The 12134-nt window shown below is 61.7% G+C and carries 10 protein-coding genes and 1 pseudogene; 6 read left to right on the top strand and 5 right to left on the bottom strand.

What is annotated here, in order from left to right:
* The first annotated feature begins 700 nt into the window (after positions 1–700).
* Together BA011_RS38905 and BA011_RS44765 are read left to right on the top strand one after the other, a co-directional pair.
* Positions 701–1012: a DUF736 domain-containing protein gene (locus BA011_RS38905; protein ID WP_011654735.1), complete on the top strand. Its 312-nt coding sequence runs from the start codon at positions 701–703 to the stop codon at positions 1010–1012.
* A 317-nt stretch (positions 1013–1329) separates the two neighbouring features.
* Complete coding sequence (locus BA011_RS44765; RefSeq protein WP_167379002.1) at positions 1330–1500, top strand: hypothetical protein; 171 nt, start codon at positions 1330–1332, stop codon at positions 1498–1500.
* Between the two features lie 483 nt (positions 1501–1983).
* On the opposite strand, the gene BA011_RS38900 is transcribed toward BA011_RS44765, so the two are convergent.
* The gene (locus BA011_RS38900; protein ID WP_065284732.1) at positions 1984–2292 is read right to left on the bottom strand and encodes a WGR domain-containing protein; all 309 of its coding nucleotides are present in this window, start codon (positions 2290–2292) and stop codon (positions 1984–1986) included.
* Between the two features lie 437 nt (positions 2293–2729).
* Between BA011_RS38900 and BA011_RS38895 the strand changes: the two genes are divergently transcribed.
* A complete protein-coding gene (locus BA011_RS38895) occupies positions 2730–3032 on the top strand; it encodes a hypothetical protein (protein ID WP_065284731.1) in 303 nt (100 codons plus the stop codon).
* A 237-nt stretch (positions 3033–3269) separates the two neighbouring features.
* Here BA011_RS38895 and BA011_RS43800 read toward each other — a convergent pair.
* From BA011_RS43800 to traC, 4 genes and pseudogenes are all read right to left on the bottom strand, one after another.
* Positions 3270–3768, bottom strand: a pseudogene (locus BA011_RS43800) (thermonuclease family protein).
* Between the two features lie 351 nt (positions 3769–4119).
* Complete coding sequence (gene traG / locus BA011_RS38880) at positions 4120–6090, bottom strand: Ti-type conjugative transfer system protein TraG (protein WP_065284729.1); 1971 nt, start codon at positions 6088–6090, stop codon at positions 4120–4122.
* The gene (gene traD, locus BA011_RS38875) at positions 6080–6292 is read right to left on the bottom strand and encodes a type IV conjugative transfer system coupling protein TraD (protein ID WP_065284728.1); all 213 of its coding nucleotides are present in this window, start codon (positions 6290–6292) and stop codon (positions 6080–6082) included. The genes traG and traD overlap by 11 nt, the downstream gene beginning before the upstream one ends.
* A 4-nt stretch (positions 6293–6296) precedes the next feature.
* The gene (gene traC, locus BA011_RS38870) at positions 6297–6569 is read right to left on the bottom strand and encodes a conjugal transfer protein TraC (protein ID WP_065284727.1); all 273 of its coding nucleotides are present in this window, start codon (positions 6567–6569) and stop codon (positions 6297–6299) included.
* A gap of 253 nt (positions 6570–6822) precedes the next feature.
* Here traC and traA point away from each other — a divergent pair, with 253 nt between their 5' ends.
* Genes traA through BA011_RS38855 form a run of 3 tightly spaced genes read left to right on the top strand, consistent with a single transcriptional unit; the run spans position 6823 to position 12123 of the window.
* Entirely contained in the window at positions 6823–10404 is a 3582-nt protein-coding gene (gene traA, locus BA011_RS38865) for a Ti-type conjugative transfer relaxase TraA (RefSeq protein ID WP_065284726.1), read from the top strand.
* A complete protein-coding gene (gene traF / locus BA011_RS38860) occupies positions 10401–10967 on the top strand; it encodes a conjugative transfer signal peptidase TraF (protein ID WP_065284725.1) in 567 nt (188 codons plus the stop codon). The genes traA and traF overlap by 4 nt, the downstream gene beginning before the upstream one ends.
* Complete coding sequence (locus BA011_RS38855) at positions 10957–12123, top strand: conjugal transfer protein TraB (protein WP_065284724.1); 1167 nt, start codon at positions 10957–10959, stop codon at positions 12121–12123. Before traF ends, BA011_RS38855 begins: the two co-directional genes overlap by 11 nt.
* Positions 12124–12134: the final 11 nt, after the last annotated feature.

Here is a 12134-nt window from a genome sequence, read left to right as displayed (position 1 = left end):
TTTAATAGCAGATTTTACGGTTAAAGGTTGTATAATTCTAAGGTCCACCAGCGACATCGATGCGCGTTGCCGAGCGCTATGGTGACGAGGACAAAAACCGAATCGTTCGGGATTTGCGGCCGACGGTCTTCCTACGCGCTCGCAGCTCCATCGATGCCTGCCGAGGTTCTTGTCGATGCCGGCTTCGGCAAGAGTGGAGGAGAGTTAGGCGGGGTTTTTCGCACCCGCCTAAAGTTGGTCGCCCCGCGCCAGCGGTTCCCGTTGCCAGCCCGACCGTTTCCTTTTACGCCTGCCGCATTTGAGCAAGGCGCCGGGTGGCCCGCATACGGATTGATTGCTGACCAGCTGGTGCGGTTCGCCGGGATTTCCCGGTGCGGGCCGCCATTGCCATGTCCCTTTCCCTTGACGACGGGCTCCATTCGCGGGCTCGATGAGGCATGTCTGGCCGGAGAGCGGCTACGCCTCGCTCGTACTCCCGCAACGGCGCTCCGAAACTTTCATCCCCTGCCGGAACCCACCCCACTCGACAGGTCGAGTGGGGACCCCAGGTCGCCGTCATTCCTCGCGAAACAAGAAAGTCTCTCCACGCCGCCCTTCACGATGTTTCGGCCCTACGGGTGCGGTCCGATCGTCCCCGGCCTTTGCGACTGCCATCGAGGCCGCAATGGAGCGGCCCGAAACAGCGAAAAGGAATACGACAATGGCTACCATCGGCACCTTCACCTCTACCGAAAACGGCTTCACCGGCTCGATCCGCACCCTCGCCCTCAACGTCAAGGCCCGCATCGCCCGCATCGAAAATCCCTCCGATAAGGGCCCGCAGTTCCGCATCTTCGCGGGAGCCGTTGAACTCGGCGCCGCCTGGCAGAAGCGCTCGGAACAGACCGACCGCGACTATCTCTCGGTCAAGCTCGACGACCCGAGCTTCCCGGCTCCCATCTACGCAACGCTCTCCGAGGTCGAAGGCGAAGACGGCTACCAGCTGATCTGGTCCCGGCCGAACCGGGACTAAGAACTCCGGCCCCGCCCGAAAGGGCGGGGTCTTCCCTTCGGCAAGTATCTAAAGCCGGATCAGGCTTCGAGCCTGGTCCGGCTTTTAATTGGTGGCACACGGGAGGGAGGGATAGCTGCTCAGAAACCGGGAGTGTTCCGCTCGCGCATGCCGGCCTCAAGGATGAGCGGTTCCCCCAATTTTCTCCAACCGCCTGTGGCGCCTTCCGAAAATCGGCTCCCCCACTCCCCGGCCCTGCCGGTCGCTTGCGCGATCCCTGACCCCGCCATCCCCTCCCGGCCGCTGTCGTCGTCTTTCACACCCAAGGAGATCAGACGATGACCTACGACATTGAAATCCAGATCGAGGAACTGTGGGCCGAACTCAGGGAGTGCATCGATCCCGACGAACGTCGCGAGATCGAGGTTGAACTCGAGCTGGCGCGCTCCGAGCTCGCTGTCATCATTGCCGAGAACAATGGTTGGCTCAAGGCGGAGCCTCCCTTCTGAAGGGGCTTTTGCCGCATCCGTCAGCTTGGTCAGTCGGATCGCTCGGCCGACCAAGCTGTCAGGGATTTCACCCCTCGACACTCCCCGCCGGCTCACGCCCGATGTTGACCGAGGACGAGCTCGGCTCGCTGGCGCCGATCATCAAGTATCACACTGGAAACTGGGATCGCCGTACATGCGGCATGTGCCGGCGGCGCTCGATCCGGGGATCCTGATCAGGATCCTCGGCGCAGTCTCGGGCAAAAGCGCTCTCGATGTGCCTTAGTCGGTAGCGCCAGCATTGACGGATCCGCCAGACCGAGACGCCAAGGCAAGTGATCAGCCACTTCTTCCGCAAGGGAAGTTCGGCCTGGAGCTCGCGGTCCCGTTTTTCGAGGAGATCGAGGCTCCTTCGAAACCAACTGGGACCGGCGCAAATGAGCGCCAGGGGCGGACGATGCGGCCCCTTCTTCAGCAGATTGAAAAACCAGGGGGTGCTGGGGATCAGCGCAGCAAATGGCGCCGTGTCGTTTTGGGCCGATAGCCACGAGCGCGCTTTTGCTTCAACAGATCGAGGAACAACAGAACCGCTTCCTCCTCCCGTTCGAAAACCTGCTGCTTCTCTTGCCCTCGCCTTCCGATCCGTCCCCAACGCCGGATCAGGCAAGCCTCTCCGAACATCGTCTGCTCGATCTGCATGGCATAGTACCGCGCCATGTTCTGCGTCGGATCGGTCCGTTCGATGTAGAGTTGGTAGGGCTGCGAAATCATGCCGGTATCATCGCCACGCGCGATCGGTACGTCCAACGACATATGTGAATCCTACAAGTGCAACCGATTCATTTTCGTGAAGAATGGTGCATGGGCGAGGCGCCGATGGCGCACGGCTCTAATCGCGCTGCGACCGGAACCCGCACGCGGTCTCCGCCCAGTCGGGTTACGATCCTCTCGCAGCAAGGCGCTGAGCCAAATTTCATTATCCGGAGACAGCCGGGAGGCCCCATGGCCATCGGAGATGGCAAGCGGTCGCGTCCTTTCAGGACGCGGTTCTATCTCTCTCTGACGTCCTATTTTGCACCCGCCGTTCCGGCGTCAAGGCCATCGCGGCCCCTCCAATTTTCCCGGCACCGCAAGCGGCACCAACAAAATCGGTTCCTCCGCTCGCCGCACGGCGGCCGCGTTCCGCGGTCCCTGACCCCTCACGGACTACGGTGCGGACACCTTTCGTCAGAAACGAAAAGGAGACCCCGATGACAAAGCATCAAATCACTGAAGATCAGAAGCTGGCACATCAACAGCCGGATTGGCTTGAAACTCTGCGCGGAAGTTTCGATACGGAAGTGCATCTTCCCGCCGACATCTCGCGCGAGTTTCTGTCCGCGGCGCTGCTTTGGGCAATCGAGAGCAAAGTTGATTTCGGTTTGTTCCACGAGGCTGGCAAGATCATCATTGCTCACTTCGGCGGTGACGAGATCTACCTCCCATCCCGGTGGTCCGACAAAAGATGGCACATCGGCCTTGAGGACAGAGAGCCTTTTGACCCCGGTGATTGAACTCAAGACCAGGGGTGGCTTGCCGCCTCTGGTCTTGGCGTTTCGCGTGAGCCTTTCCTTCCGGATCGACCGGCCGGAGCGGCTACGAAAGGGGGGCTTTGCCTCCCCTCTCAGCCTCACCCCAGGAAGGAAGGGCGAGCCCCTCCTTCAAACTTCTACCCATGGGGAAAGGGGACGGTTCCCTCCTCCCTGTCCCCAACCCCTATCCCTCTCCCGTGCACAAAAGCGATGATGTCTTCACTGGCCCTGGCACCATCCATGACGCGCGCCATCCCATGATCGGGCGAGACCTTCCTGGATCAAAACAGCCCCCAGCGAATTGCCGGCACGAGTTACGGTTCGAAGCTTGCGACCATACTTGTCCTCGTCGCGAGCCCCGGCTGACAGCGAGAACGTCCCGGCGTTCAGCAGGACCAGCAGCCGAGTTCTCGCGGCCTCCCCCTTTATCCGTTCAGCCTCGCACCGGGGCGGGCTGAGTTCAGGCGTGTCGATATCGGCGACGCGGATTTTCTGGCTGTCGAACCAGAATGTGTCGCCATCGACCACGCAGTTCACCCGATGGCTATCGCCGCAGATCGAAAATGCGGCCGAATGAATCCGTCGTTGGTATCTTGGCCAGAGTGGCGAGGCCGGGGAGCGTGTCGACCCCGCCATAGGCAAGCCAGCTGCCGACAGCAATGATCGTGGTCGCTAGGATTGCCGCGGAGCGTCTACGCCGTCTGTACTGCCCAGACATTGGCGGTCCTCCATGCGGGCGCTGCCCATCGCGACCACCTCCGGTCTTCGGCGGTTTTCTGAACTGAACCACATTCGATTTCGCCATATCCGATCTCTTCGTTTCGCCTCAGCTTATGTCGGACTCGGTTTCATCTGCGTTTATGATCAACCTCAGCTGCTGAGGCGGCCGTGGGCCGAAAAGGCGGTGTGCGAGGCGCGGGGCGCAGTCGATCCCGCCTCCCCTTCGGGCCACTATGTTGAGGCTCCTGCGGCTGCTCTGTTCCCACGCCTTACACGACGAGAATTCCCGAAATCCCGCCCGTTGGGCGACCGCTATGCTGATTTCTCCGATACTCTTCATTGTCCTGGATCAGCCTTGCTCGTTGCACTCCGCGTCGGCTCGATCTGATGTGCTTCCGGCGGGGCCTCCGATCTTGTGAAACCTGTTCGTGCCGACACAGGCCTTCATATCATCCCGCCGGAACCAGATCGCTCGGCCGCACCGAAGTGGCGGATTGCCGGCCGTGAACACGATCTGCTCGTCGGCACGCATGCGCAGCACTTCATGCGGCTGGATCAGCGGCCTGGCAGCAAGCTGCTTCGACCGCGTTCGCGACGATCCCTTCGACTGGAAACTTCGGCTGACCTGGTCGATCTCGACCGTGGTCATCCCGCAGCGCTTCGAGATGTAGTCGGCGGTGTCAGGGTCGTTGATCGCAGCAAACGAGATCCAGCTGACACTCTCGAACCACTTGCTTGCCGCGTCGCGGCCGCCATAGCTTTCGCGCATCTGGCCGATCGACTGGTAGATCATGGTGAGCGTGATGCCGTACTTGCGGCCGGCATCGCGCGCGGTCTCCAGAATGCGCATGTAGCCGAGGCGGGCAACCTCATCGAGAAGGAAGAGCGCCCTGCCTTTCACCTCGCCGTCGCGATTGTAGATCGCGTTGAGGAACGAGCCGATAATCACGCGCGCCAGACCGGAATGCGTTTCGAGCGTCTTCAGGTCGATGTTGATGAATACGTCGGTCTCGCCGTCCGCAAGCGCGTCGGTCGAGAAGGTCGAGCCCGACACGAGTGCGGCATAATTGGTATAGGACAGCCAGTGCGTCTCCTTGACCGCATTGGCGTAGACGCCGGAGAAGGTTTCCGGCGTCATGTTGACGAACGCGGCGACATTTTCCTTTACGAAGTCGGAAGCGGAGCTGTCGTAGATCTCTTGCAAGCGTGCGCGAAGCTTTGGTTCCGGCTCCGACAGATTGGCGCGGACCTGCCGCAAGGTCTGGTGCTTCGCGTCCGTATGCCCGGAAAGGCAAACGTCGGCGATCATCGCAGTCAGTAGCTGCAGACCGGATGCGCGGAAGAAGTCATCGCGGACGCCGGTCGCGCGACCGCTGTCGCTCATGATCCATGACGCGACGGCTGCGATGTCCTCTTCCTTGGTGCCGCCGTGGCGACCGATCCAGTCGAGCGCGTTGAAGCCGGAGCCGGCGTTTTTCGGGTCGAGGACGATTACGCGCCGGCCCGCTTTGCGCCGGTGCTCCATCACCATCGGCGCCACTTCGTTGGACGGGTCGAGCACGACGAGCGAGCCGCCCCATTTCAGCGCAGTCGGTATCGTGACAGACGTGGTCTTGTAACCACCTGAACCGGCGAAAACGATCCCATGCGATGAGCCGAATGAGCCATCGAAGCACAACAACGGTGCGGAACCTCCCCTTCCCCAGGTCGTCGGCTCACCGGCTCGAAACCCCGCGGCGGCGGGATCGTCGCGATCGACACGATATCGCTCGCCAATGACGATGCCTCCTGTTTCCGGAAAGAGCTTCTCCGACCCTTGCATCGTCATCCAGTCAGCTTCTCCGTGCAGGGCACGTTTGCCCCGGATGCGTCTCGGCTCGCTTCGCGCAAAGGCCGCATTGCCCGTTCTGGCAACGCGCAGAGCGAAGAACACCGAGAGGAGCGTGACGGCCGCGCCTGCAATGGTCGACGGGTCGGCATAGGATAGAAGCGCCCTGTCTGCCGGCACCCGACCGGCAAAGGCCAACAACCGCGATCCCTCGCGAAGAGCTGCGACAATGATCACAACGAGACCACCCGCGGCAACGCTCCAACCTGATGTCTTGACGTTGATTGATCCCTTGGTTCCGAACAGAAACATGACACCACAGGCCCCGGCGAGTGCATAGGGCAATGCGAGCCCGATCCGTCCAAGCACAAGCTTCGCCTGATCCGTCGTTCCGAATGCCGAGAGCCAGCGTTCGATGCCCGGGACCGTCAATGCGATTGCCAACATGGCTACGGCCGGAATACCAGCGACAAGGATCCTCTTAGGTGTCATCGGCGAATGCCTTCGCACCGAGTTCACTCAGACGTGTTCGCTCCGCCTCGTCAGCCTTGATCCGCGCGCTGGCATCGATCAGTAGCCCGAGCAACAGCGCGCGTTTCTCGTAGCGCAGGCCTGCCTTTACGATCAGGCCACCAAGCTCGATCTTTTCCCGCGCGTCCTTTTTCCGAGCCTCGACCGTCGACATCTTCTGCATCCGCTCAAGCCTCCGCAGATTGGCCCGCAGCCTCGCCAGCACTGTTCGGCGGCGTGGTCGCAGGCTTGCGTCCCTGAGCGGGTTTCGCCTGTGCCCGAAACCGAGCTGCGACCTCTTCGAACGCCGACAGAAGTTCACCCTCCTCTATCCCGATCTCCCCGATCCCCGCACGTAGCGCGATACGCCCGATGCGCTCGGCATCGCGTGTTTCTGCCTGCTTGAGTTGCTCCTGCAAGCGAGCAATCTCTTCACGGATTTTGGCGGTTGGCTTCTTCATGGGCGTCGCTTCCTCGTCGCTTATGGTCCGATGAAGACGAACCTTGCCCCGAATTTTCTCCCGCTGGAAAGGTGCAATGTTGCACCTCGCCAAAGCGTCAGCATTTGGCGAATGATCCCGCCGTTCCGAAGGAGCGGATCCAAGGGCGCAATTATACGTCGCTGACGCGACGCCCTGCTCAAAGGCCCTGGCGGGGCCAACCGCTCCCGAGGAACACATTGAAAATGTTCGATCTTAGGAGCTCGTTCTCGTCGTGGCCGTCCCGCATTTCTCAGTCAGCATCGTTGCCCGCGGCTCAGGCCGCAGCGCTGTGCTATCGGCGGCCTACCGGCACTGCGCCAAGATGGAGTTCGAGCGGGAAGCCCGGACGATCGACTACAGCCGCAAGCAAGGGCTGCTGCACGAGGAGTTCGTCATTCCGGAAGACGCACCCGACTGGCTACGGTCGATGTTGGCCGATCGATCGGTCTCAGGCGCATCAGAAGCCTTCTGGAACAAGGTCGAGGCATTCGAGAAGCGTAGTGATGCGCAGCTTGCCAAGGATGTGACCATCGCCCTGCCGATCGAGCTGTCCGCCGATCAGAACATCGCCCTCGTCCGCGATTTCGTCGAGCGACACATTACCGCCAAGGGCGTGGTCGCAGACTGGGTGTTTCACGATGCTCCAGGCAATCCGCACATCCATCTGATGACAACCTTGCGGCCACTGACCGAGGACGGTTTTGGCGCGAAGAAGGTCGCGGTGCTGGGGCCGGACGGCAATCCTGTCCGCAACGATGCCGGCAAGATCGTCTACGAACTTTGGGCGGGTAGCGCCGACGACTTCAACGCGTTTCGCGATGGCTGGTTCGCCTGCCAGAACCGGCATCTGGCGCTCGCGGGTTTCGACATCCGCATTGACGGCCGGTCCTTCGAGAAACAGGGGATCGAGCTGACGCCGACGATTCATCTCGGCGTTGGGACGAAAGCGATCGAACGGAAAGGCGACAGCGGGGAGGAGAAGGTCGCGCTCGAGCGGTTGGAGCTGCAGGAAGAACGCCGCGCCGAAAACGCCCGGCGTATCCAGCGGAATCCGGAGATCGTGGTAGACCTCATCACCCGCGAGAAGAGCGTCTTCGACGAGCGCGATATCGCCAAGGTCCTCTACCGCTACATCGATGATGCGGCGCTCTTCCAAAACCTGATGGCGCGGCTCCTGCAGAGCCCGCAAACGCTGCGGCTCGACCGGGAGCGGATGGATCTCGTCACCGGTGTCAGGGCACCGGCCAAATACACGACGCGGGAGCTGATCCGGCTTGAAGCGCAGATGGCCAATCAGGCGATCTGGCTGTCGCAGCGATCTTCTCATCGCGTAAATCGAACGGTTCTGAGCGGTATCGTTTCGCGGCATGACCGTCTATCGGATGAGCAGAAAACCGCGATCGAACATGTCGCAGGTCCGGAAAGGATTGCTGCCGTGATCGGCCGCGCCGGCGCCGGCAAAACAACGATGATGAAAGCGGCGCGCGAAGCCTGGGAAGCAGCCGGTTATAGGGTCGTCGGTGGCGCGCTTGCGGGCAAAGCGGCAGACGGGTTGGAGAAGGAAGCGGGCATTGCCTCCCGCACGCTGTCTGCCTGGGAACTAAGATGGGATCAGGAGCGAGACCGGCTTGATGAAAAGTCTGTCTTCGTCCTCGACGAGGCAGGAATGGTCTCTTCCCGGCAGATGGCGCGCTTCGTCGAAGCGGTAACCTTGTCTGGTGCCAAGCTCGTCCTGGTCGGCGATCCCGAGCAGCTGCAGCCGATCGAAGCCGGCGCTGCCTTCCGCGCCATTGCCGAGCGGATCGGCTATGCGGAACTCGAGACAATCTATCGTCAGCGCGAACAGTGGATGCGCGATGCCTCCCTCGATTTGGCGCGTGGAAACGTGTCGGCTGCGCTCGACGCTTACGCCCAGCGGGATTTGGTGCGGACCGGTTGGACCAGGGACGAGGCGATCACTGCTTTGATCGCCGAATGGGACCACGAATACGATCCGGCCAAGTCGACTCTGATCCTCGCTCATCGCCGTGTCGATGTGCGTTTGCTGAACGAGATGGCGCGCAGCAAACTCGTCGAGCGTGGGCTGATCGAGGCCGGCCATGCGTTCAAGACGGAAGACGGGACGAGGCAGTTTGCGGCCGGTGATCAGATCGTCTTTCTGAAGAATGAAGGGTCGCTCGGCGTCAAGAACGGTATGTTGGCGCTTGTCGTCGACGCCCAGCCCGGGCGGATTGTCGCTGAGATCGGCAATGGCGAAGACCGGCGTCGGGTCGTGGTCGAACAGCGGTTCTACGCCAATGTCGATCACGGCTACGCCACCACGGTGCACAAGAGCCAAGGCGCCACCGTCGATCGCGTCAAGGTGTTGGCGTCGAGCACGCTGGACCGGCATCTATCTTACGTCGCCATGACTCGCCACCGCGAGACGGCGGAGCTCTATGTCGGGCTGGAAGAGTTTGCGCAACGGCGCGGCGGCGTGCTGATAGCCCATGGCGAAGCGCCTTACGAGCATAAGCCGGGCAACCGGGACAGCTACTATGTTACACTCGGCTTTGCCAATGGCCAGGAACGAACCGTCTGGGGTGTCGATCTCGCGCGGGCGATGGATGCGTCGGACTCCAGGATCGGTGATCGCATCGGTCTCAAACACGTCGGATCGCAGCGCGTCACGCTCCCTAATGGCACGGAGGTTGACCGCAATTCCTGGAAAGTCGTGCCGATCCAGGAACTGGCGATGGCCCGGCTCCATGAGCGGCTCTCGCGTGCCGGATCAAAGGAAACGACGCTCGACTATCAGGACGCTTCGCACTATCGCGCTGCGCTGCGGTTCGCTGAGGCGCGTGGCCTCCATCTGATGAATGTCGCCCGCACCATCGCACACGACCAGCTCCAATGGACCGTCCGCCAATCGTCGAAACTCGCCGAGCTCGGCGCGCGCCTTGTCGCCGTCGCGGCAAAGCTCGGCCTTGGCGGAGCAAAGTCGACTGTATCGACAACATCTGTAATCAAGGAGGCAAAACCCATGGTCTTTGGCACGACGACCTTCCCCAGATCGATTGGTCAGGCGGTCGAAGACAAGCTCTCGGCCGACCCCGGCCTGAAGGCTAGCTGGCAGGAGGTTTCCGCTCGCTTCCATCACGTCTTTGCGGATCCACAAGCCGCCTTCAAGGCAGTCAATGTCGACGCCATGCTGGCGAATGGGACGGTAGCGGCAACGACGATTGTGCGGATTGCCGAGCAACCGGAAAGCTTCGGTGCGCTGAAGGGGAAGACCGGTCTTTTTGCAGGGAGCGCCGAGAAGCAGGCTCGCGATACTGCGCTTGTCAACGCACCCGCACTTGCCCGCGATCTGCAGGGCTTCATTGCGAAACGCGCGGCGGCGGCCAGGCGCTATGAGGACGAGGAACGCGCGGTCCGCGCCCAGCTCTCGCTCGATATTCCTGCTCTCTCCGCATCCGGAAAGCAGGTGCTTGAGCGCGTGCGCGATGCCATCGATCGAAACGATATCCCCGCCGGTCTCGAGTTCGCTCTGGCGGACAAAATGGTGAAGGCCGAGCTCGAAGGTTTTGCCAAGGCCGTGTCGGAGCGCTTCGGGGAAAGAACCTTCCTTCCGCTTGCGGCAAAAACTGCAGACGGGAAGGCGTTCGAGGTAGCGTCCGCAGGTATGCAGCCTGCCCAGAAGAACGAGCTGCGATCTGCCTGGGACACGATCCGCACCGTCCAGCAATTGGCTGCGCATGAGCGAACAGCTGTGGCACTCAAACAGGCGGAAGCCATACGGCAGACCCAGACGAAAGGGTTGTCGCTGAAATGATGTCTCATGTCCCCCCGACCTCTGCCGTTGCGCGCCAAAGGCGCCCGGCTCTCGCCCTCCTCGCAGTGTCGTGTGGCGTCACGCTCGCGGTGATTGTCGGCGGGGCCGTCGGCGGCCTGCGGATCAACACCACGCCCAGCGAGCCGCTCGGGCTCTGGCGTGTCGCACCCCTCGATCGCCCAGTGCTGGTAGGCGACATGGTGTTCGTCTGCCCGCCGGAGAACGACGCTGTTTCCGAGGGATTTGAGAGAGGCTACCTTCGCTCGGGCCTGTGCCCTGGCGGCTTTGGCCCCCTCATCAAAACGGTGGCTGCAGTCGGCGGGCAGCGCATCGCGATCGCCGGCAATGTCACGATCGATGGACGGCCGATCGCAAACTCGAGGCTCGTGTCTCAGGACGGCCAGGGGCGGCCATTGCGCCCCTACGCAGGAGGGACGATTCCGGCCGGCTTCCTGTTCCTCCATTCGCCATTTCCCGGATCCTGGGACTCTCGATATTTCGGGCCGGTCCCAGGATCCGGTGTTCTCGGCCTCGCAGAACAGGTGCTTACCTATGCGCCCTGATTGGCTTCAACCTTTTACCCTCGCTCTGGCTGCTGCCACGACTGGATATATCTCCTGGAGCGGACATGCCCTGGCGCTTCCCGCAGCGATCGCATTTCCGGCGCTTTGGTCGCTGGCGCACAGTCGTCGGGCCGCAAGTGTCGTTTCGGCCGCCTATTTTCTGGCGGCGTCGCGCGGTCTGCCGCAAGGCGTGGCTGCCTTCTATCAATCCGATATCTGGCCGGGACTGATCTTGTGGCTCGTCGCCTCAAGCGGCTTCGTTTTCGTTCACGTCGCACTCTGGTCGCGTCAGTCCGGCGGCTGGAAAGCCCTGCGATATACGATCGCGATGGTCCTCATGGCCCTTCCACCCTTCGGCATTGTTGGCTGGGCACATCCGATCACGGCGGCAGGCGTTCTCTTTCCAGGATGGGGCTGGGCCGGACTTGCGGCAGTGACAGCCGGTCTCGCGCTCATGACGACGCAATATCGACCGGCTGTAGCCATAACCTTTGCAGGCTTCTGGCTCTGGTCCGCCGCATTCTGGACAGCACCGGACATAGGGCGGCATTGGCAGGGGGTCGACCTGCAGCTCGGAAATAGACTCGGTCGCGATAACAGTCTTGCTCGGCATAGTGATCTTGTTGCAACGCTGCGCTCTGAGCGTCGCCCCGGCTCCACTTTCATGCTCTTGCCTGAAAGTGCTCTCGGGTTTTGGACGCCATCGGTCGAACGCGTGTGGCGGCAGCAACTGGCCGAGGCCGATCTGAGCGTCATCGCCGGCGCGGCTGTCGTCGATCGGGAAGGATATGACAATGTGCTGGTTCGCGTCTCGGCCACCGACAGTGAGATCCTCTATCGGGAACGCATGCCAGTGCCTGGCTCGATGTGGCAGCCCTGGTTGGCACCGATCGGAAAGAGCGGCGGAGCCAGAGCGGACTTCTTTGCTAATCCGGTCGTGTCCGTTGGCGGCCAGCGCGTGGCCCCACTCATTTGCTACGAGCAACTCATCATCTGGCCCGTCCTGCAGTCGATGCTTCATGATCCAGACCTCGTCGTCGCCGTCGGAAACGACTGGTGGACCAAAGGGACCGCAATCATCGGCATACAGCGCGCCAGCGCCGAGGCTTGGGCGCGGCTGTTCAACAAACCTCTCGTGATGTCTTTCAACACCTGATCTGGAACAAA

The sequence above is a fragment of the Rhizobium leguminosarum genome (assembly GCF_001679785.1).
Taxonomy (GTDB): domain Bacteria; phylum Pseudomonadota; class Alphaproteobacteria; order Rhizobiales; family Rhizobiaceae; genus Rhizobium; species Rhizobium leguminosarum_R.
The sequence above is the reverse complement of the archived record's forward strand: the minus strand, read 5'-3'. Positions and strand labels throughout refer to the sequence as shown.